We start from the raw sequence: 22126 nt of genomic DNA on the forward strand, positions 1-22126 counted from the left end.
ATTGTTTGTTAAAGGGGTCGTTAGCATGAGGATTAACCAATTATCGTCTTTTGAAAAACGCCGAATTTTTCTTGTTCTCCTCACGATCTTACTCTTATTTATAGGGATCGTTGGCAAGCTTTTTTGGATACAAATTGCGACTGCGGAAAGCTACTCCTCACGAGGAGTTAATTTGGTCAAAAACTCGGTCGTACAGAGGCAGCGTGCCCTTGTACTGGAAAGCGGACGTGGGGAAATCTTAGACCGTGATCTAAAACCGATGACGGGAAAAATCATAAAAGCCCTAGTGGCATTTCCTATAAATAGCTACTACCAAGGTAATCCTCAGCAAATAAACCAGTTGGCTAGTATTTTGCGGACAAATACAGCTGGGTGGGTTACTTTCTCTCGTGATTTGAAAGAGCCGCAAGTATGGCGCACGATTGAGGGGGGAAAACCGGTAGAGTTAAGTGATCAACAGGAGAAGCAAATTAATGCCCTCGGTTTACCCTTTTTGAAAGTCGTGAAGATGGAGGATCGCTATCCGTCAGGCATGACAGCGCGGCAATTGATCGGGTTTATTGGGCAAAATCCGGATAGAGTTATGAGTATCTACGGTGCGGATCTAGAGAAAGGAAAGGTTGCGTTAACCTCGAAAATCGGAGGTGCGGGCCTTGAGAAAACGTTCGATCTGTGGCTTCGAGGTATTGGTGAGACGTCAATCTCTTATTTTACAGACGCAGGAAAAAGACCATTGGCTGGACTAGATGCCCGGATGATTGCACCGGACAATACTTTTTATCCAGTCAAATTAGTGACGACTCTGGATCTAAGTGTGCAGCAGCGAATTGAAACCCTTATGGATAAGCTAAATATTCGTGACGGTGCGGCGGTTGTTCAAGAAGTGGCACAAGGAGATATCGTCGCGATGGCGAGCAGACCCAACTTTGATCAGACAGAAGTCGATCTAGCTAGCAATAACTGGAGCAATTATGCGCTCAAGGCGACGGCTCCTGGCTCGATTTTCAAAACTATTGTTGCAGCAGCCGCGTTAGATAAAGGGGTTGTTGATCCCAAAGAAACTTTCAATTGTGAAGGCGCCCTTGGGAAATATGGCTTTACGTGCTGGAGGAAAGACGGACATGGGCCTTTAACTTTAGAGCAGGGCTATGCGCAGTCCTGTAATATTGTGTTTGCCAAAGTTATGCAGCGGTTGACACCTGCTGAATTGGAGAGCTATGCACATAAGCTTGGTGTATTGGATGAAGTAGGCTGGACGGGGAAGACGGACAGTGAGCAAATGCTACGTCAATTGGATACAGAAGAGAACGGACAGCTGTTTGGGGCCCATACGCCGCATAATGATGAGGGAGTGCTTATGCAAACAGCCATTGGTCAAAGAGATGTCAGGATGACCCCTTTGCAGGCGTCTAATATGATTGTTACCTTGCTGCATGGCGGAAAGGGTTATTCACCAAGAGTTGTACAAGAAGTTCGGTATCAGACAGATCGTGTCATGGAGAAATTTCCTGTTCAATTATTAAAATCTGAGGCGGGGCGGGTATCTGCCGCAACCAGTCGCACTTTAGTAAACTGGATGAGAGAAGTGGTAACCGATGGAACTGGACAAGGCTTAAAGGATGCCAAGTGGAAGCTGGCTGGAAAATCCGGTACAGCACAACTCGAGATTGGTAAACAAGAAAAGGTGAATCAATGGTTTATTGGTTATGGACCTGTTGATTCACCGAAATATGCGGTTTCTGTTGTCATTAAAAATTTGGATCCAACCGAGAGCAATAAGTCGATCCCATTGTTCAAAGGAATTATGGATATTTTGGCAAGTGACTCAAACGGTAGGTAATGAAATCGTAAAGCAAGTTCCCTGCTCTGGCTGGCTTGTTACTTCGATGAGTCCGCCAAATGTTTTGATGATTCGATAGGAGACCATCATGCCTAGACCGGTTCCTTTATTTTTCGTTGAGTAAAAGGGTGTTCCGAGACGGTTCACCTGCTCAGGTGTCATGCCAATACCGTTATCTTTAATTTGTAAAATGACTTTAGCGCTTTTCTTGAAGCCTGTTATTAGCAGCGTTCCTCCGCTAGGCATTGCCTCGATGCCGTTTTTCGTTAAATTTACTAGGCATTGTATCATTTTTTCACTGTTGGCTTTTACCAGAAGAGAAGACTCCATATCGATATAAATTTCTACACCGCGCATTGACGCGTAAGGATTGATGAGATTGCTTAATTTGAGCGACAGCGTGGACACATCCACCTCTTCAAGCTTCTCGGCTTGCGGTTTAGCGAAAGATAAGTAATCTGTAATAATGCTTTGTGCTCGGTCGATTTCTTCAATAACCATGTTCGTATAGATGCGTTTCTTCTCTTCGGTCACTTCGGACTGGTTGAGTATTTGCATAAAGCCGCGGGCAACCGTCATCGGGTTGCGAATTTCATGGGCGACTGAAGCAGCTAATTCGCTTAATACATTCAGCTTTTCGGAACGCTGGACTTCTTGGCGCATCGCTACATTTTCGCGGATACGAACAATTAAATAGGTTAACATCCACATCGTCAACATTTGAACCATACAATACAATAAGCCGTATAGTAGAAAGCTTTTATCAACGGGTACATTCGAAACAATACGATAAAGCATCGTCATACAGAAAGTTGCTAGAGCGCTAATAAAAGCGAGAAGACTTGGAAACATCACTTTGGGGGTTAGGTGCTTCCAATTGCTAAGTGCAATGAAAGCCAAGATGAAGGGTACAAGCAAAGCAGACAACGTAACAATCCATAAAAAATCAGAACCGTCGACATAGTAGCTATAGGCTAGAATAATTGCGGAGACTACAAGTCCTGAACGTATGCCGCTATAAAGGAAAGCAATCAGTAAAGGGATCGTGCGCAGATCGAAATTGTTGCCTGTTGTTGTGAAAAAGGGATGAGAAATGCTAAATATGGCTGCTAGTGAACAAATGAGCCCAATAAAGGCTCGGTTCGTAAGATTAAAGCGGAAGGGACCGGGTCGATCCAGCACTAAAATATGACAAAGCAAGATGGGGAGTGTTAAAGCTAGTATATTGAGTAGTAAATCGTCAATTACATTCAAGGATCTCGCCTACTTAATTAAAAATTTGGGTTTATTTTTATTTCGACATAAAACTTGAAATTCCTTTGATTTCTTTCCGAAATTTTGATGTTTTTTGACAAGTTCTGACGGAAACTTGCTGTATATCCATTTTTCAGGAAAAATGTTACTGTTCCAATACATGCTCTTTATTGCAGCATAAGCTTGTATCGCTTACAATTCTGTACATGGATACAAATTGTAGGCTCAGGAGATTAAGCAAATGACGACTTTAGAACTACCCGCATCAATGGTCCTTCATGATCGAACCGGTGAAACCGCAAGGCAACCGATCTTATATGCTTTTGCTCTGGAAGAACTTTTATGCCGAGCAATAGGTAAAGCAGCACCGCCGATTCTACACATCTGGAGGCATCCACGAGCCTTTGTGATGGGACTGAGAGATAGTCGTCTCCCCAAAGCGGTCTGAAGCTAACGAATGGCTGCTAAACCAAGGCTATGATACGGCTGTAAGAAACTCTGGGGGTGCAGCAGTGCCTCTAGATTTGGGCGTCGTGAATGTATCCCTGTTGTTACCGAAAAGCGCGGGTGACATGGAGCATCGCAAGGATTTCGATCTGATGGTAGCTTTGATAAGAGATGTCATGAGCACAATTACCAACCGTATTGATCAAGGTGAGGTGATGGGTTCATTTTGTCCGGGGGAATTCGATCTAAGTATCGGTGGACGTAAATTTTGCGGTATTGCTCAGCGTAGACAACAGCATGCCTTATCAGTTCAAGCATTCATTATCGTGGAAGGTTTGGGTGAAGAGAAAGCATCTCTGGCCAGAGGCTTTTATGAGCGCGCGGCGGGTTCAGCATCACCTAACGACTATCCGGTAGTGGCGCCAGGGAGTATGGCGAGTTTATCTGAATGCTTGCAAATAGAGTTAAGTGCGGAGCGTTTCACCGACAATTTGGTACAGATGATGGCCGCCAAAGGTGTGAGAGTGCACCCGAAGGATATTCCGGGTTACCCGAGTGAAGAAGAGATACAGAGCATGATGGAGCTTTTGAAGCAGCGTTATGCGATTAAACAGTAATAAAAGCGGCCCAATTTCGCGTCAGTAGACGGAAAGTGGACCGCTTTTCATCGTCATCATCCTAGAAAATAATGAAGAGCAGCATCCAACTCTCCTTGCCAAAATCCCCATAAATGTTTCCCTGGTTTCTCGATATAGTGAAGGGTTACCTTTTTATTTTCCATCTCAGCTTTGGCCAGTCGGTTTTCTCTGACGAAATCAAAAGTCCCTCGTTCCGTTTTTACATCTGTTTCATCCAAGCCAATTAACATATACAGCTCCAGCCACGACAAGTCGTCCTCTGCTTTGATACGTTCTCTGGTAATGTCGAAAAATGCGCCCGATAAGGATATAACACGGCAAAAAAGGCTAGGATAATCTAAGGCGAGATGCAAGGACACTGTCCCCCCGAGGGAATCGCCCGCGACAATGCGTTCGTTCCGTTCCGATCGAATCGGATATCGGCTTTCTACATAAGGGAGGAGTTCCTCTGCAAAAAAACGGCAGTACGCATCATGGCGTTCACCCTCAGGCGCATATTCCGAAGTACGGTTGCTGTTATTCACATCGACACCGACGATAATGGCAGGCTCCAAGCCTTCATCTAGAATGCAACGTGTGATCGTAGTCGCAATTCGGCCGAAATTAAAGAATTGTTCACCATCTTGGCAATAAATGACCGGATAGGAGAGCAGTTCGTTGTAACCGGGAGGGAGATAAATACGCAGGGAGCGATTTTCTCCGAGAAGAACAGAGGTGAGTTCATCTTTCACAATTGTTCTTTTATAAAAGCGAGAGTCATCCGACATGGTTTCGCTCCTTTAACTTTCTCATTAGATATATTGGTGCGGAAGTGTAAGCCTGTCGTTTAGAGGGTAATGTGTATTATAGCAGTTGTAAATTTTATGTTAACTGTATTATACATTTTCGGTAACTGTACTATTCACTTTAATGAAAAAAGGTCATATAGTACAGGGATGCTGGTGTACAATTCACAAAAACAGGTTTATAATAATACTATAACAGAAGTGAAGCTAGCAGGCATCAAAATCATATAAGAGGTGAAATGGTATGAGTAAGCCACTTGTCAGCCAAGCGAATTATGAAGTGACCACAGAGAAGGTTGAGCCTTTACAGGTTCTAGCTCCAGACGGCACAATTGTAAATTCCGACAAAATGCCTAAACTTAGTGACGACCAATTGAAAGAATTAATGAGAAGAATGGTATTCACTCGCGTTTGGGACGAAAGAGCAGTTAATCTCGGTCGCCAAGGACGTCTTGGTTTCTATGCTCCGGTATCCGGACAAGAAGCTTCGATGATCGGTAGTGAATTTGCATTAAATAAAGACGATTTCATTTGCCCGGGTTACCGTGATATGCCACAGCTTGTTTGGCACGGACTTCCGCTTTATCAAGCATTTTTGTATTCCCGTGGTCATCAACACGGCGGACAAATTCCGCAGGATGTACACGTATTAATGCCGCAAATCATCATCGGGGCTCAAATTTTACATGCTACCGGTGTGGCTATGGCGTTTAAGAAACGTAACCAACCGCGTGTAGCCATCACGTACACAGGCGACGGAGGAAGCTCCGAGGGCGATTTCTACGAAGGCATGAACTTTGCAGGAGCATTCAAGCTGCCTGTCATTTATTTTGTACAAAACAACGGTTACGCCATTACAACTCCTTATTCGAAGCAAACAGGAGCACTTTCTGTTGCGCATAAAGCACTTGCTGCCGGTATCAAAGGTGTGCAAGTTGACGGAATGGACGTATTGGCTGTTGTTCAAGCTGTAACTGAAGCTGCTGAAAGAGGACGCAGAGGCGAAGGCGCTACGTTGATTGAAGCATTAACTTACCGTTACCGTCCGCATTCCTTGGCGGATGATACGACGAAATACCGGACCAAAGATGAAGAAAGTGATTGGGAGCCTAAAGATCCGCTTACGCGTATGCGTCTGTTCTTGACTAAAAAAGGCCTCTGGAGCGAAGAAGAAGAAGCGCAAGTGAAAGAAGAAGCGAAAGCAACAGTTGCTGAGCATATCAAAAAAGCGGAAGAAACAGAGAAAATGACGGTTCCAGGCCTAATTGACTCTATGTTCGAAGTAACACCTGCACATCTTGAAGAACAGAAGCAAGCGTATAAATAGATGATTGCGATGCCAGTTTTTCTGGCGAAAAACTCTTAGGAGGCACGGAGAAGTCATGGCACAAATGACGATGATTCAAGCGATAAAAGACGCAATGCGCGTTGAACTGGAAAGAGATCCCAATGTAATTTTGTTCGGTGAAGACGTTGGCCATGTTGGTGGCGTATTCCGTGCTACGGAAGGTTTACAAAAAGAATTCGGCGAAGATCGCGTATTCGATACGCCTCTTGCTGAATCTGCTATCGGCGGACTTGCTGTCGGTCTTGGTGTTCAAGGCTTCCGTCCGATTGCTGAAATTCAATTCGTAGGCTTCATTTATGAAGCGCTTGACCAAATTTGCGTGCAAGCAGCTCGTATGCGTTATCGCTCCGGCGGCCGTTACAACTCGCCAATCGTATTCCGTACGCCATTTGGCGGCGGGGTAAAAGCGGTCTGAGCTGCACACGGATGCACTCGAAGGCTTACTTGTTCAAACGCCAGGTATTAAAGTTGTTGTTCCTTCCAACCCTTATGATGCGAAGGGACTGCTCATTTCCGCGATTCGCGATAATGACCCTGTCTTCTTCATGGAGCATCTGAACTTATACCGCGCATTCCGCGCAGAAGTACCGGAAGGCGAATACACCATTGAGCTTGGTAAAGCGAACGTTGTTCGCGAAGGCTCAGATGTGACGGTTATTACTTACGGCGCTATGGTTCACACATCTGTAAAAGCGGCGGAAGAGATCGAGAAAACACAAGGTGTGAAAGTTGAAGTTATCGACTTGCGTACACTGATTCCTCTTGATATCGAAACCATTGTAGCTTCGATCAAGAAAACAAACCGTGCGATTATCGTACAAGAAGCGCAAAAAACATCTGGTGTAGCGGCAGAAGTAATTGCACAGATTAATGAAAAAGCAATTCTGCATCTGGAAGCTCCTGTATTGCGTATTGCTCCTCCAGATACAATCTATCCGTTCGCTCAAATTGAAGACGCTTGGTTGCCTAGTCCAGCAAGTGTCATTGCAGGCATTAATCAAGTACTCGAATTCTAATCACAGTCGAAGGTAATAGGAGGTTGTGCACGTGGCATTGTTTGAATACAAGTTCCCTGAACTTGGTGAAGGCATACATGAAGGCGAGATCGTAAAGCTGTTAGTTAAAGCGGGTGACACCGTAACAGACGAATCGATTCTTATGGAAGTACAGAACGATAAAGCGGTCGTTGAAGTTCCTTGTCCGGTTGAAGGTAAAGTCGTTTCCGTTGCCGTAAAGGAAGGACAAATTTGCAATATTGGCGAGCTCGTTATGACGATTGATGTGACAGGCGAGATGCCTGCGGAGTCTATGCATCACAAGAACGACAGCCACGCTGCGCCTGCAGCTGCAGCGGCTCCAACTGCTGCCCCAGCGGCGGCAGCAACGGCACCTGCAGCAGCGCCTGCAGCGGCTGCTCCAGCACAAGCCGCGCCAAGCGTTAGCGCGGGCCGCGAAGTGCTTGCGACGCCTAGCGTACGCAAGCTGGCAAGAGAGCAAGGCATCACACTCGCAGAGGTGACGCCAACAGGTAAGCACGGCCGCGTAACGCGCGAGGACGTGCTCGGCTTTAACGGAGCTGGAGCAGCAGCTCCGGAAGCAGCAGAACCAGCTGCGTCATCAGTAGCAGCTGGCGGCACAGCACCTGCTGCGGCAGCGCAGCAGGTTGTCGTGGGTGATCGCGTCGAAGAGCGGGTTCCGTTCAAAGGAATCCGTAAAATTATCGCGAACGCTATGGTGAAATCCGTGTACACGGCTCCGCACGTGACACTGATGGACGAAATCGACGTTTCTGCACTTGTCGCACTGCGTGAGCGCACGAAGCCACTCGCCGAGAAAAAAGGCGTGAAGCTAACATACCTGCCTTTCATCGTGAAAGCATTGGTTGCGGCTTGCCGTCAATTCCCAGCGCTTAACGCGATGATCGACGAAGAGAAACAAGAAATCGTCTACAAAAAGTACTACAACATCGGGATTGCAACAGATACAGACAACGGCTTGCTCGTTCCTGTTATCCATGATGCAGACCGTAAAAACATATGGTCGATCGCTTCTTCGATTAAAGATCTTGCTGTTCGCGGACGCGAAGGCAAATTGGCTCCAAACGAAATGAAAGGCGGCACGATCTCCATTACGAACATCGGTTCCGTAGGCGGTATGTTCTTCACACCGGTTATCAACTTCCCTGAAGTTGCGATCCTGGGTGCAGGCCGTATCACAGAGAAACCAGTTGTTAAAAACGGACAAATCGTTGCAGCATCGGTTATGGCGCTTTCCTTGAGCTTTGACCACCGTATCGTGGATGGAGCGACAGCACAAAGCTTCCTGAACTACATCAAACAGCTTCTGGCTGATCCAGAGCTTCTCGTCTTGGAGGTGTAAAAGCATGGTAGTAGGAGATGCTTCTTTAGATATTGATTTGTTGGTTATTGGTGCAGGTCCCGGCGGGTACGTTGCAGCCATCCGTGCTGCTCAGCTCGGGCAAAGCGTTCTTATTGTTGATAAAGCGGAATGGGGCGGCGTGTGCTTGAACCGCGGCTGTATCCCTTCCAAAGCCTTGATCTCTGCCGCTCACACGTATGAACATGCACAGCATGCTGACAGCATGGGTATCTCTGTAGAGAACGTGAAAGTGGACTTTGCAAAAGTACAAGCATGGAAAAACAGCATTGTTGCGAAACAAACGGGCGGCGTTAGCGCGCTGCTCAAAGGCAACAAGATCCAAATGTTCCAAGGCGAAGTGATGTTCATCAATGAGCATGAAGCGCGTGTGTTCAATGATGCAGAAGCTCCTCGCTACCGCTTCAAGCACTGCATTATCGCGACGGGGTCCCGTCCGATCGAGCTGAAAGCATTCCCTTACGGCGGAAGAATCATTTCTTCCACGGAAGCGTTGAACTTGCCTGAAATTCCGAAAAGCATGGTCGTTATCGGCGGCGGCTACATCGGGATCGAGCTAGGTCAAACTTATGCGAAGTTCGGTACTAAAGTAACCGTGCTTGAAGGTTCCGATCATGTGCTTCCAGGCTTCGAGAAAGAATTTACGAAGCTTGTTGCACGCAGTCTGGATAAAGTTGGCGTAGAGGTTCATACCGAAGCTTTGGCACAATCCTGCACGAAGACAGAAAATGACGTTACTGTCACGTTCACAGTAAAAGGCGAAGAGAAGCAAGTAACAGCGGATTACGTATTAGTAACCGTTGGCCGTCGTCCTAACACAGATGGCGAGCTTGGTCTTGATCTTATTAACTTGAAAATGACAGATCGCGGTTTGATCGAAGTCGATAACCAAGGTAGAACGAGCATTCCGCATATTTTCGCGATTGGTGATGTTGTACCTGGTCTTTCATTGGCACACAAAGCTTCCTATGAAGCTAAAGTGGCTGCTGAAGCAATCGCGGGTCATTCCAGCATCGTAGATTACAAAGCAATGCCTGCTGTTGTATTCTCTGATCCGGAAATTGCTGGCGTAGGTCTGAGTGAAACAGAAGCCAAAGCACAAGGCATCAATGTAACGATTGGTAAATTCCCTTATGCCGCTAACGGTCGCGCTAACTCATTGAACGCAGGTCAAGGCTTCGTGAAGCTTGTCGGCGACAAAGAAACAGGCCAACTGCTTGGTGGTCAAATCGTTGGTCCAGAAGCATCTAACTTGATCGGAGAGCTTGCTCTTGCGGTTGAGATGGGCGCTAACTTGGAAGACATCGCACTTACGATTCATGCACATCCAACATTGACAGAAATGATCATGGATGCGGCGGAAGGTGCGCTTGGTCACCCAATTCACCAACTTGGTAAATAATTAGGTTTTATTTCTTTAGTTTCTCTTACCTTTAGATAAAAAGTCCCGAGAGTTTGGCATTAGCCGCTCTACGGGACTCTTTTATTTTATTCTTTGAATCTTGGATTTTTGATCCCCTGCAACAGCTTCTCTACCGTCTTGACGACTCGAGTGCTGCGTGTTTCCTCACGTTTGGCTTCCGTAATCCACTGCACGTATTCCTTACGATTACTGTAGGAGAGCGATGCAAAGAAATCAGCTGCTTTTGGATTCGCTCGAAAAGCTTCCGCGAGATCATCCGGAACAATAACAACTTTCTCACCGGCAGCTGATTCCGCATTAGCACTAGTATTAGCCCGGTTAGCTAATCGTTCGCTGCGCGGCGTCTTCACGAGACCGATAGGGCGAAACCGCATAGCTGACCATGTCTCGTCAATAGACACCAGACTCACGCCTTCAAACTGCAAATCGGTGACCGTCTGCCAGCCAGAGTCGCGATTGATGTCCGTTTTAATTTTGGAGGTTCCTTTGGGATAGTTAATCCACAACATGCCCTCAGGTGTAACGGCCTTAATGGCTTTGGGTGCCAACTGCTGTACCTCAGCAAGCGTATGTACGAATACCTGGACAAAGTCATAAGCCTCAGTGCCTTCTATTTGGTCTGTCAACAGAACGCCTTCAGGGAGGGGATTCAGCATCTCGATATACCCCTCCGGCGCGTTCATGATGAGTGCTCGTTTACAGCTTCCTAAACGTAGCTTCTTAGCGAGTGCGTTTTCCACTGAACTTCCTCATTTCTTTATGATCTAACCATTTCTTCGTGCGAAATCTACCATGAAATCGGCTAAAGTCTTACAGGCTTCTAAGGGAACAGCATTGTATGCCGAAGCACGCAGACCTCCAACACTTCGATGGCCAGCCAAACCTTCAAAGCCATTAGCTTCTGATTCTTCGATAAATTGCCGTTCAATTCCTTCATTGGCCATGCGCCAAGTGATATTCATGTGTGAACGATGGTTAACTTCGATGATTCCCTTGTAGAATCCTTCGCTTTGATCAATAACATCATAAATAAGGGCAGATTTTATGCGATTAAGCTGTTCTAATTGCTTTACGCCGCCTTTGTTCACTACCCATTTTAGAACCAAATTCATCATGTAAATGGCGTGTACAGGCGGCGTGTTGAACAGTGACTTATTTTTGGCGAATGTTTCATAGCGCATGATCTCAGGGATCGTCTTGGACGCTTTCTCTAACCACTCATCTCGGATGATTGCAACTGTAACGCCTGCTGGTCCGAGATTTTTCTGAGCACCGGCATATATCATCGAAAACCTCTCTAGATCCAGCTTTCTACTCAGTATCTCACTCGTTAAATCGGCTACAAGAGGCGTGCTCCCCACTTCCGGAATTGCATTGTAAGAGGAACCTTCAATCGTGTTGTTCATGGTGATGTGAATGTAGGCTGAATCAGGTGCTAGTTGGTCTGCCGATAACTCAGGGATACAGCGCCATTGCTGGTCTTTGGAGCTTGCCGCGATATGTGTGCGGCCGACATAAGAAGCTTCTTTATAAGCTTTTTCCGAAAAGCTCCCAGTTAATGAATAGTTGGCCGTCTGATTCGTATTTAAAAAGTTTAACGGAAGGAGAGCGAACTGTGTACTTGCCCCTCCGCCCATAAAAAGCACCTCATACCCGCTAGGCAGGTCGAGCAATTTTAGAAGAAGCTGCTGGGTTTCTTGATTCAGATCCTCAACCGTGCGGCTTCGATGAGACATTTCAAGCAGTGAAATACCTGTCCCTTGGTAGTCCACGAATTGCTCTTGTGCCTCTACAAGTACCTCCAAAGGCAGTGCAGCGGGTCCTGGGTTAAAATTGTACCGTCTTTTCGTCATTTTTAATTACCTCCCGTATGAATGTGGTAAAACGAACAAAAAACGCCCTCATCCGATTGGGACGAGGAGCGTTTGCTCGCGGTGCCACCCAATTTAAGAAACATTCTGGTGAATGCTTCTCCACTTGGTTCCGCGGTAACGGGCGGTGCCGGTTAACTTAGAATGACTGACTTTGCTGAACGCAAAGGGTTGTTCTTGGCGAAAACGCCTCCGAGTTGGATTCTCATCATAGGCACGATCAGGTATGGATATTGAGTAGAAGTATAAGCTTATTTGCAGAAAAGGTCAATCATTTTGGTGAGATTTCAGTCGTTTCGTTTTTCAAACAGGGGTTGAAGTTCCTACTATTGTCCTGTACTCTTGTCTGTGAAGAGAATTCATTGGATAAAGATAATAAATACGAAAATAAACGGAAGGAGTGAGGTTTTGTCCAAAATACGAAATCGATTACAAAACTATTTACTTGGGACAAGCCTTCAGAAAAAACTCATTATCCTATTCCTTCCGTTGGCTATAATCCCCTTATCTATCCTGGGAACCTTCTCCTATTACAAATCGTCACAGGTCGTACAAACGCAAGTGAGCAAGACGATTCTTGAAAGCTTGTCTCAAGTGAATTACAGCTTGAATTATTTCGTGAAAGATATCGAACAGTTGACCATGTACATTTATAGTAATAGAGAAATACAAGATATACTGTCGAAAGATCAGGGCAGAACGTTAGCGGAGAAGCAGCAGGATGAGAAGAGGGTGTATGATATTCTCGATACCTTCCTGGGTTTCAAAAACTGGAATATAGCCATATACTTGCTCGGGGAGAACGGGGATCGTTATTTTACAGGCAACCTTCTTCCTAGTCAGTACGACGATTATAACTTGAATTGGGGATTATTTCGTAAAATGCGGCTAGCCGGCGGCAATGTTATATGGGATACGCATTACAGCATGAAGAAGACAGAGGATTTTGGTATTGTTTTAAGCAGTGGCAGGCAGCTGAAGAAGATTGAAACGAACAAACCGCTTGGTTTCATGGTCGTGGATATTATGGAAAATGCTTTGGCTGACAAGTATAACAAGGCCCATTTACAGCCTGGCGGACAAATGCTGCTGTTGGATCGCAATGGGTATGTCATTTCGAGTACGCCATCCAAACATATCGTGGGAACGAAGTTAAACGAACCTTATTTAGATAAAGTCTTATCAGGTAACAAAGGGTTTTTCGAGCCAGCCAGCAAAGATTCTGCGCCTGTTATGGTCGTTTACGATACCTCTGAGATTACGGGATTCAAGCTGGTTAGTATAGTACCGGTTGCCGTTTTGACAAAGGAAAGCAGCAGCATCCGTAATTTGATGTTATTTATTATGATCTTGTTCGGCGTAGTGTCCTGCTGGGTTGCCTATGTGTTATCGGTGACGATTACAAACCCTCTGAGGAAGCTGAAATCGCTGATGTATCTGGTGGAAAACGGCAACATGGACGTCGCATTTTCTTCCAAATATAGGGATGAAGTCGGGCAGTTAGGTCTTAGCTTTAATAAAATGGTACAGCGGATCAAGCAGTTGATCGATGAGGTCTACAAGAAGCAATTGATGTTGAAGGAGGCGGAAATCAAGGCGATTCATGCCCAATTCAACCCGCATTTTCTCTATAATGCCTTGGATTCGATCAATTGGATGGCACGTATTCATAAAATAACGGATATTAGTCAAACGGTTATATCACTTGGAGAGCTGCTGCGGTTTAGTATCCGCAAAGGACAACCCTTCATCCAAGTGAAGGAAGATATGCATCAAATCCGTAACTTTCTATTCATTCAACAGATGCGCTACGGGGATAAGCTGGAAGTCGAGATTCATATCGATGAAGAAATCGAATCCTTATATACGCTCAAACTGCTGATTCAACCGATCGTGGAAAATGCCATCACGCATGGATTAGAGATCAAACAAGGAAAAGGGCAGTTTTCCATTAGGGGATGGCGGGTAGAGGAATGTGTACGCTTCGAAATCCGAGACAACGGTGTAGGGATGTCATCCGATATGGTGGAGCGTATCCTAAGTGGCAAATACGTATCGGATAGTGAGCAGAATACGGGTATTGGACTGGAAAACTCGATGAAACGCCTTCAGCTTTATTTCGGCTCAAACTATCGTTTCGAAATCGAGAGTGAGATTATGCAAGGAACGACAATACTTATCGAAATTCCCATTATGCGCTCAGGAGTGGATCATCGTGTATAACCTATTCATCGTGGAGGATGAGTGGCTCGTCTTGCAAGGACTGAAACTGACCATTCCTTGGGAAGACATGGGCTGCACCTTGATTGGCGAAGCACGGGACGGACAAGCAGGTTTAGAAGGAATTATAGCTAACCCGCCGGACATCCTGTTGACGGATATTCGGATGCCTGCGATGGACGGCATTCAGCTTGCTGAGAAAGTGGCAGAGCTGCTGCCGCAAGTGAAAATTGTATTTCTTACCGGCTTCGATGATTTTATATATGCCCAGAAGGCAGTTAAGCTGGGGGCTGCTGATTTTGTGCTCAAGCCTACCAATCCAGACGAGCTCATCCAAGTTATTGGACGTATAACATCAAAGCTCGATGAGGAACGCCGATTGCAATCACAGCAGGAGCGATTGAAGCTTAAGTATGGATGGGAGCAGCCACTGATAGAAGAAAAGGTTCTCTATGATCTTATGCTGGATTATGCGGGGACGCTTGAAAAAGAATGGTTTGTAGAGTACGGCACGGGGTTAGAACATACAGATGGCGGAGTTGTTATCCCTCCATATCGCGTTTTATTGCTGCAAATGGACGGTCTTAAAGACATGGGGACTGACAGCCGCCAGCTGCGAGATCAGATCAAGGAACGGATCAAAGAGCTGTCCACCCTTACTTTGGTGCGAATAAACGAGACGCGGTATGCGTTTTTGGCCAATCGGCAAATCGAGCGAGGCGATCTCGCCGACTTATTTGATAGCCTAATGGTGTTATTATCTTCTTTTGCGCAAAGATGTGTTTTAACGGTAAGCCATTCGTTTACAACGATAGATATGATTCCGGCTGCCTATATTCAAGCCATGCGTGCCATGTATCAAACTGTCTTTTTAGGTGGCGAGAAAATGATTTGGTTTGAGGATATCGAAAGGCAGCAAGAAACGGTGAGTGTCAATCACACCGTGCTGAAGGAATTGATCGAATTAGTCAAATGGGGAAATCCTTCATCCATCGAAGCCCAAACCGGGTTGTGGTATTCGCATCTCATACACCTCCATGCAGATGGATTTACGGCAAGAAGAAGCTTTTTCGAATTTATCGTAACGTTAAATTCCCTCCTACTGCGAGATAGCGAATTGCATAACATTGTTATCGATAGCGGGTTTCTCTTAACATCAGCTGAGCGAGTGGATGACTCTCTAGAACAATGGCTGATTCGCTTAAACGATACGTTATTTGAATGGAACCGGCAATGTGCGGAGCTATCCGATCCACAAAAGAAGAGTGGATTCGAGGAGATCGAACTGTTTATCCGAGAGCATTATGCGGAGGATATTTCTCTGCAAGGTATCGCAGAGCGCTACCATATGAGTGAAAGTTACTTCAGCCGGCTGTTCAAAAAGCAGGTTGGAACCAGTTTTCTCGAATACGTGACTTTGATACGTGTAGGACAAGCAAAGGAGCTTCTTACGAATCCTCGTCTTAGAATTTATGAGGTCTCCGTACAAGTCGGTTACCAGGATCAGCGATATTTCAGCCAACTTTTTCGCAAGTATACAGGGGAAACTCCTACCGAGTTTCGCAAACGGCTCGGGATTGAGAGCCTCCCGCTATAGGCATAATAGGAATTCTCCACTTCTTGACTAGTGGAGTTTTTATTTTGAGCAAAAATTTCAACAAATACGAAAATTCGTCACATTGAGAGTGCTTTCATCTGAACGTATAGTAAAACTAGAAAGATAAAGACACAAATCATATGGAGGGTTAACAAAATGAAAAAATCACTAACCAGTCTTCTATCCCTGCTGCTTGTCAGTTCTCTGATCGGATGCGGTGCAAAAGAGACCCCAACAGCAAAACCTGCCGAATCTTCTGCACAACCTGCGACTAGTCAACCCTCACCCAAGACGGGTGGAAAGCTTACCTTGTATTCCCCGAATGCAGCAGAGCTTAATAACCCGATTATTAAGGAGTTCCAGGACCGTACAGGTATTGAGGTACAGTTGATTTCCGGTGGTACAGGTGACCTTCTGAAGCGTGTACAAGCCGAGGCTGCTAATCCGCTGGGCGATGTATTTTGGGCTGGCGGTGCGGATTCTCTTGAAGCCTATAAAAAATATTTTGAACCTTATAAAACAAAAGAATACGACAATATTTCTCCGCAATATGTAGACAAAAACAATGTATGGACACCATTTGCGGCACTCCCAATGATCATCATGTACAACAAAGAATTGGTTAAAGCAGGCGAAGAGCCTAAGGGCTGGACGGATCTATTGGATCCGAAATGGAAAGGGAAGATTGCCTATGCGGATCCTGCAAAGTCTGGTTCTTCTTACACGCAATTAATCACCATGCTGACAGCAAACGGTAAAGACCAAGGTTGGGGTTTTATTAAAAAGTTTGTAACTAACCTTGATGGTAAAGTATTGTCAGGCTCCGGCCAGGTCTATAAAGGGGTAGCTGACAAAGAATTTGCGCTTGGAGTTACATTAGAGGAAGCAGCTTATCGTTACGTAGAAGGCGGCGCCAAAGTCGGAATTATTTATCCATCCGAAGGAACTTCAGCTGTACCCGATGGAGCTGCAGTCATCAAAGGTGCTAAAAATATGGAAGATGCGAAGAAATTTATCGATTTCCTAGTAAGCAAAGACGTGCAGTCTCTCATTCAAAAGGAATTCAAACGCCGTTCCGTCCGTAAGGATGCAGAAGTGATTCAAGGTATTGCACAAGCCAAAGATATCAAGCTCGTTGACTATGATTTTGATTGGGCTTCCAGCAAGAAAGAAGATAATATTAAACGTTTCGGCAAAATTGTTTCTGGACAAGAATAAGGATTTTGATTAAATGAGCGGTGCCTTACTTTAACGGTCTAGGCACCTTTTTTCTAGACATCGGAGGTAACTAATATGCAAAAAATCGTCTTTGACCACGTGACCAAATATTTCGGAACCGCCAAGGCAGTCAATGATGCTCATTTCACAATCCAAGAAGGGGAATTTTTCACCTTACTGGGTCCAAGCGGATGCGGAAAAACTACGCTGCTGCGGACAATTGCTGGCTTTTACCGTCAAGAAGAAGGCGATATTTACTTCGGCGATCGCAAGATTAATGATGTGCCGACACATGAAAGAAACATTGGGATGGTTTTTCAAAACTATGCAATTTTTCCTCATATGACTGTGTTTGAAAACGTGGCTTATGGATTAAAGGCTCGGAATGTGAATAAGAAAGAAATGGAACAGCGCGTAGTGGAAGCGCTAGAGATGGTTCAGCTGCAGCACTTGCGGGATCGTGTTCCTTCTAATATGAGCGGCGGTCAGCAGCAGCGGATTGCATTGGCACGGGCTATCGTAATTCGTCCAGGCTTGTTATTAATGGATGAACCATTGTCCAACCTTGACGCCAAATTACGTATCAAGATGAGATCGGACATTCGCAGGCTCCAAAAAGAACTGAACATCACGACAATTTACGTAACGCATGATCAGGAAGAGGCTTTGGCTGTTTCCGACCGCATCGCTGTAATGAGTGAAGGCATCATTCAACAAATTGCTCCTCCAGAGGACATTTATGCCTATCCGGCTAACCAATTTGTAGCCAACTTCATCGGTACATCGAACTTTATCGAGGCTCAGTGCCGCGGGAGTAAAAGTGATCAAAATGAAGCAGAGATTCAATTGCTCGGAACGTCCTTCCGGCTGCCTCTCTTGAAGTCATACGAAGGGAAATCACTGTTCTCTCTGCGTCCCGAGCGTATTCGGCTTGAATCCGAGAACACAGGCGAGCATTTAATTCGAGGTACTGTCGAATCCGTTACTTTTCTTGGCGAAAAAGTAAGCTATTTAATCGAGCTTCCAAATGGTTTTGTGATCGACGTTCAAGAGCATGCTGTTGAGCCTCATCAGCTGCGTAAGGTGAAGCAAGTTGTTTATGTGAATTTACAACTGGATAAAGCAACGATGTTTGATGAAAGCGGCAAGGAGGCGGTCTACCGTGCAAGCCGTTAAGAGAAGCCGGTGGTTCTCCTTCAAACAATGGGATTTCTGGTCTTGGGTGACATTGTTTGTTTATCTCTTTCTACTCGCTTTTATCGTATATCCTTTGTTCTCCTTGCTATTCAACAGTTTCTTTAACGACCAAGGGATGTTCTCATTTGCCAACTACGCGAATTTCATTAAGTTGAAGTATTATTACAGCGCCCTTTGGAACAGTTTGAAGGTATCCGTACTTACGACAGTGTTCTCGATCCTAATAGGCGTTCCGCTAGCCTATATCACGACTCGGTACAATGTGAAATTTAAAGGCATTATTCAAATTCTTGTTATTATGTCCCTACTTTCCCCTCCTTTTATTGGAGCCTATTCTTGGATTTTGATGTTGGGGAATAACGGTTTTCTAACACGTTTCCTGCATGATATTGGGATTCCATTTTCCTCAATATATGGCTGGAAGGGCATCGTATTCGTCTTTACCCTTCAGTTCTATCCGCATATTTATTTGTATGTTTCAGGAGCATTGAAAACGATTGACACTTCGCTCGAAGAGGCAGCAGAAAGCTTGGGTCGTTCAAGCTTCCACAGGCTGCGCACCGTTACGATTCCGTTGATATTCCCTACACTTTCAGCAGGCGCATTAATGGTATTTATGGCGTCATTTGCAGATTTTGGTACACCGATGCTGCTTGGCCAAGGTTTCAAGGTATTGCCAATCTTAGCTTATGAGCAGTTCATTAGTGAGATGGGTGGAAACCCCGCCATGGCTAGTACGTTAAGTGTGATCCTTATCATTTGTTCAACGAGTATTTTGTTTCTACAACGATACTTTGTCTCCCGCAAAAATTATACGATGACGGGTATGCGTACACCGAAAGTAGAAGTACTGGGGCCGCTGAAGAAATGGCTATTTACTGGCTTTGCTCTGTTGGTCGCATGTGTATCGATTATTCCTCAGGCGACGGTCATTGTGACCTCCTTCATCAAAACCAAAGGACCGGTATTTCAAAGTGGATTTAGTTTAAATAGTTATAAAGAAATTTTGTTCCGCGTACCCAAAGCGATCTTGAATACGTACACCTACTCCCTTATATCCATCGTAATCATGGTTGTCATGGGGATGCTAGTAGCCTACGTGTTGGTGCGCAGGAAATCGAAGCTGACAGCGATGCTCGATTCCTTGATCATGATACCTTATGTCATGCCGGGAACTGTTTTGGGGATCAGCATGATCATTGCTTTTAATAAGCCTCCTGTGGTGCTGACAGGGACATGGGTTATTCTGGTCATCGCTTATGTGGTGCGCAAGCTGCCATACACGATTCGTTCCAGTACGGCAATCTTGTATCAATTGGATCGCAGCGTAGAGGAAGCTTCGATCAGCCTTGGTGTTCCACCGATGAAGACATTCTTCAAGACAACAGGACGTTTGATGGCACCTGGCGTTTTGTCTGGAGCAATTCTAAGTTGGGTCACAACAATTAATGAATTAAGTTCTACGATTGTTCTTTACTACGGGGCGACAGCAACGATTACCGTGACGATTTACAGCGAGGTATTTACGGCAAATTATGGTACAGGTGCGGCTCTGGCCTCGATCCTGTCCCTCACCACGTTAATCTCCTTGATCATAGCTAATAAGCTAAGCAAAAAGGGGCTGCAGCTGTAACGGCTTGAGTGAGAAGCGTCTTTTATGAACGCTCATGATTTCGGGAACTTGTCGTGCTACAATGAAAATGATTGTCATGATGAGCTTACCGGGAGGAACCATGAAGCGGAATAGATGGATAATTTGGGGCATAGCGATACAACTGATCCTTATCATTGCAACCTCATTTATGTTTAATCATAAGAAATCGACGACTACAAGCGCAGAATCTGTTCGTGGAACGGCTCTATCCATCTGGGTGTATAGTCAGGGCTTGGAGACCTCAATAAATGAGTTTCATCAAGCTTATCCCAATATTGATGTGGATGTGAGATACTTCCGCTCGAGTGATCAATTATTTACGGAATTAATGGCGGCCATATCCGCTAATGCGGCGCCACAGCTTGCTGAAATAAAGAGCTTTTATGGGATTGCCAAGCTGGTGGATGCCGGAGCGGTGCTTCCCGTAGATAATTTATCCATACCAGAATGGAAGAAACTGCAGCCTACGTTTACCGAGCCTTTCCATTACTCAGACCTGGATTGGGCGGTGCCGATTGGTGGAAGCATACCTATGCTTTATTACCGGGAGGAACTGCTCAAGAATTCTCAAAAGGGCTCTTTTACCGGATGGGGTGAAGTGTCGAATGCGGCAATGGAAACAAACTTGATTGGGAACGACGGAGGTATGAAAGGGCACTGGGGAATTGCCATCGACAAGGAATTGCCTTGGTATCTAGAGAGCTTAAACGTGAAGGAAAGCCATGGCGGTACGGAGGAATATGGGAAGTTTGACTCTGCGATATCGATGTGGGGAGAGTGGGTTCATAACTTGAAAGTGATGAAGCCACTCACTCACCGTCGGGCTGCAAGTGATTTTATTAATGGAAAAATCGGTCTATTCCTAAGTTCTTCTGAACAACTGATGACGGTAGAACGATATATTGGCGGTAAGTTCCAATATAATGCTCAGTGGCTACCTGGGCTGGAGCAACAGGGAATTGTGCCTAGCATCGATGGGATGATTGTTTTAAATTCAACACAAACCAAAGTGAAAGCGGCTAACAGCTTTATTTCTTATATGATTCAAGAGACCACGCAAAATGCTTTATGGCGCAGCATTGGGTTAATTCCTTCGCGGTCCGATGTCCTACTGAAGCTGCAAGAAGAAGGCCAGTGGAATGCAAGTCAAAAGATGATGCTCGATTCGGTGCGTATGTTCTCAGCCAAGAGGCCTGCAAAGATGGACTTCGAACGGTGGAGCTACACACAATCCATGCTGGAGCAATTAGAACAAGATCCGAACGATGCGAAGGAAAAGCATTTTGAGGAAGAATACGAGACTTGGCTTCTCAAATAGACGAAGAAATTACAGACATGAGATGAAGGTGGCGTACAACTATGCATGTAGAAAAACTATCCTTACCGGGCAGCGGTGAATGGAATGAAGATGCACTCGTTGGCAATGAACAGTTACATTTATTTGGGGTACTGGACGGTGCAACTTCTCTGCATCCCTTTCGTGGTCCTAACAACGAAACGGGGGGCTACTTGGCCTCACAAGTGATCAAACAGTATTTGGAGTCGCTGCAAGCGGAGGATGTCGCTGATTTTGATCTCAAGCAGTTGGTTGTCCAAGCTAATATCCGATTGAGGGAGAAAATGGAAGCAGCCGGCATCCATACATCGGATAAAGCTGCTTTATGGACGAGTTCGCTCGCTCTCATCCGGATCGAGGATAACTATATCGATTATGCACAGGTTGGAGATTGTATGATCGTGGCTGTTTATCAGGATGGGTCGCTACGGACGATTTCGCGTGATCAGGTCGCGCATATTGATCTTGAATCCAAACACATTTGGGAGCAAGGCATCGAGAATGGCATTGTGAAGCGAGAGGACCTTTGGGAACTCGTTAAACCGATCATTTTGCAAAATAAATCGAAGATGAATACGATGGCCGGCTACTCTGTGATGAGCGGTGAACCGCATCTAGCCGAATTCATCGAATACGGTAGAATTAACCGAATTCAGTTGAAGTCATTACTGCTTGTTACCGACGGGCTTTTCCCGCATACAGAACGCGGAGGCGAGCCGATTGACGTCATTCAGGAGTTGACTACCTCCATTACCAATAGCACATTGGGCGATTATGCGGATTGGTTGTTCAATCTTGAATTAAATGATAAGGATTGCCTGCGTTACCCTCGTTTCAAGGTTTCGGATGATAAAACAGGGATATGGATTCAGTTTGAATAGATAAGCAGCCATTTTATATT

Annotated in this window: 17 protein-coding genes and 1 pseudogene; 14 read left to right on the forward strand and 4 right to left on the reverse strand. The window is 45.4% G+C overall.

From position 1 onward, the window contains the following. Positions 1–25: 25 nt before the first annotated feature. Positions 26–1840, forward strand: coding sequence for a peptidoglycan D,D-transpeptidase FtsI family protein (locus ACBP55_RS09515; RefSeq protein WP_464651051.1), 1815 nt, complete (start codon positions 26–28; stop codon positions 1838–1840). Here the strand turns inward: ACBP55_RS09515 and ACBP55_RS09520 are convergent. Continuing rightward, positions 1826–3094 carry an ATP-binding protein gene (locus ACBP55_RS09520; RefSeq protein ID WP_464651053.1) on the reverse strand — a complete coding sequence of 423 codons (1269 nt, stop codon included), beginning with the start codon at positions 3092–3094 and terminating at the stop codon, positions 1826–1828. The two genes, ACBP55_RS09515 and ACBP55_RS09520, sit on opposite strands and share 15 nt — an antisense overlap. A 268-nt stretch (positions 3095–3362) precedes the next feature. On the opposite strand from ACBP55_RS09520, the gene ACBP55_RS09525 reads away from it, so the two are divergent. Next, positions 3363–3542 (forward strand): lipoyl protein ligase domain-containing protein, encoded by a 180-nt coding sequence (locus ACBP55_RS09525; RefSeq protein WP_464653274.1) that lies wholly within the window; start codon positions 3363–3365, stop codon positions 3540–3542. Between the two features lie 64 nt (positions 3543–3606). Continuing rightward, entirely contained in the window at positions 3607–4158 is a 552-nt protein-coding gene (locus tag ACBP55_RS09530; RefSeq protein ID WP_464651054.1) for a lipoate--protein ligase family protein, read from the forward strand. A 56-nt stretch (positions 4159–4214) separates the two neighbouring features. Here ACBP55_RS09530 and ACBP55_RS09535 read toward each other — a convergent pair whose 3' ends face one another. Then, positions 4215–4946 carry an alpha/beta hydrolase gene (locus ACBP55_RS09535; protein ID WP_464651056.1) on the reverse strand — a complete coding sequence of 244 codons (732 nt, stop codon included), beginning with the start codon at positions 4944–4946 and terminating at the stop codon, positions 4215–4217. 262 nt (positions 4947–5208) lie between these two features. Between ACBP55_RS09535 and pdhA the strand changes: the two genes are divergently transcribed. The 4 genes and pseudogenes from pdhA (at position 5209) to lpdA (ending at position 10111) form a co-directional block, all read left to right on the forward strand. Further along, positions 5209–6291: a pyruvate dehydrogenase (acetyl-transferring) E1 component subunit alpha gene (gene pdhA, locus ACBP55_RS09540; protein ID WP_029197705.1), complete on the forward strand. Its 1083-nt coding sequence runs from the start codon at positions 5209–5211 to the stop codon at positions 6289–6291. Positions 6292–6346: 55 nt separating this feature from the next. Beyond that, positions 6347–7328: pseudogene (locus tag ACBP55_RS09545) on the forward strand (alpha-ketoacid dehydrogenase subunit beta). A gap of 31 nt (positions 7329–7359) precedes the next feature. Then, positions 7360–8691: a dihydrolipoamide acetyltransferase family protein gene (locus ACBP55_RS09550; RefSeq protein WP_464651058.1), complete on the forward strand. Its 1332-nt coding sequence runs from the start codon at positions 7360–7362 to the stop codon at positions 8689–8691. 4 nt (positions 8692–8695) lie between these two features. After that, the gene (gene lpdA, locus ACBP55_RS09555) at positions 8696–10111 is read left to right on the forward strand and encodes a dihydrolipoyl dehydrogenase (RefSeq protein WP_464651060.1); all 1416 of its coding nucleotides are present in this window, start codon (positions 8696–8698) and stop codon (positions 10109–10111) included. A gap of 86 nt (positions 10112–10197) precedes the next feature. On the opposite strand, the gene ACBP55_RS09560 is transcribed toward lpdA, so the two are convergent. Together ACBP55_RS09560 and serC are read right to left on the reverse strand one after the other, a co-directional pair. Further along, the gene (locus ACBP55_RS09560; protein ID WP_464651062.1) at positions 10198–10872 is read right to left on the reverse strand and encodes a YdeI/OmpD-associated family protein; all 675 of its coding nucleotides are present in this window, start codon (positions 10870–10872) and stop codon (positions 10198–10200) included. A 24-nt stretch (positions 10873–10896) separates the two neighbouring features. After that, positions 10897–11985, reverse strand: coding sequence for a 3-phosphoserine/phosphohydroxythreonine transaminase (gene serC, locus ACBP55_RS09565; RefSeq protein ID WP_464651064.1), 1089 nt, complete (start codon positions 11983–11985; stop codon positions 10897–10899). 426 nt (positions 11986–12411) lie between these two features. Between serC and ACBP55_RS09570 the strand changes: the two genes are divergently transcribed. The 7 genes from ACBP55_RS09570 to ACBP55_RS09600 all read left to right on the forward strand — a co-directional run bounded on the left by ACBP55_RS09570 (position 12412) and on the right by ACBP55_RS09600 (position 22106). Continuing rightward, the gene (locus ACBP55_RS09570) at positions 12412–14226 is read left to right on the forward strand and encodes a sensor histidine kinase (protein WP_464651065.1); all 1815 of its coding nucleotides are present in this window, start codon (positions 12412–12414) and stop codon (positions 14224–14226) included. Beyond that, positions 14219–15820, forward strand: coding sequence for a helix-turn-helix domain-containing protein (locus ACBP55_RS09575; protein WP_464651067.1), 1602 nt, complete (start codon positions 14219–14221; stop codon positions 15818–15820). The genes ACBP55_RS09570 and ACBP55_RS09575 overlap by 8 nt, the downstream gene beginning before the upstream one ends. Before the next feature lie 156 nt (positions 15821–15976). Next, on the forward strand, positions 15977–17038 hold the full coding sequence (locus ACBP55_RS09580; RefSeq protein ID WP_464651068.1) for an ABC transporter substrate-binding protein: 1062 nt from the start codon (positions 15977–15979) through the stop codon (positions 17036–17038). A gap of 75 nt (positions 17039–17113) precedes the next feature. Next, positions 17114–18214: an ABC transporter ATP-binding protein gene (locus ACBP55_RS09585; protein ID WP_464651070.1), complete on the forward strand. Its 1101-nt coding sequence runs from the start codon at positions 17114–17116 to the stop codon at positions 18212–18214. Continuing rightward, positions 18201–19868 carry an ABC transporter permease gene (locus ACBP55_RS09590; protein ID WP_464651072.1) on the forward strand — a complete coding sequence of 556 codons (1668 nt, stop codon included), beginning with the start codon at positions 18201–18203 and terminating at the stop codon, positions 19866–19868. Before ACBP55_RS09585 ends, ACBP55_RS09590 begins: the two co-directional genes overlap by 14 nt. 100 nt (positions 19869–19968) lie before the next feature. Further along, positions 19969–21207 (forward strand): extracellular solute-binding protein, encoded by a 1239-nt coding sequence (locus ACBP55_RS09595; protein ID WP_464651074.1) that lies wholly within the window; start codon positions 19969–19971, stop codon positions 21205–21207. Positions 21208–21248: 41 nt separating this feature from the next. Continuing rightward, complete coding sequence (locus tag ACBP55_RS09600; RefSeq protein WP_464651076.1) at positions 21249–22106, forward strand: protein phosphatase 2C domain-containing protein; 858 nt, start codon at positions 21249–21251, stop codon at positions 22104–22106. Positions 22107–22126: the final 20 nt, after the last annotated feature.

Source organism: Paenibacillus sp. WG02 (assembly GCF_055396115.1).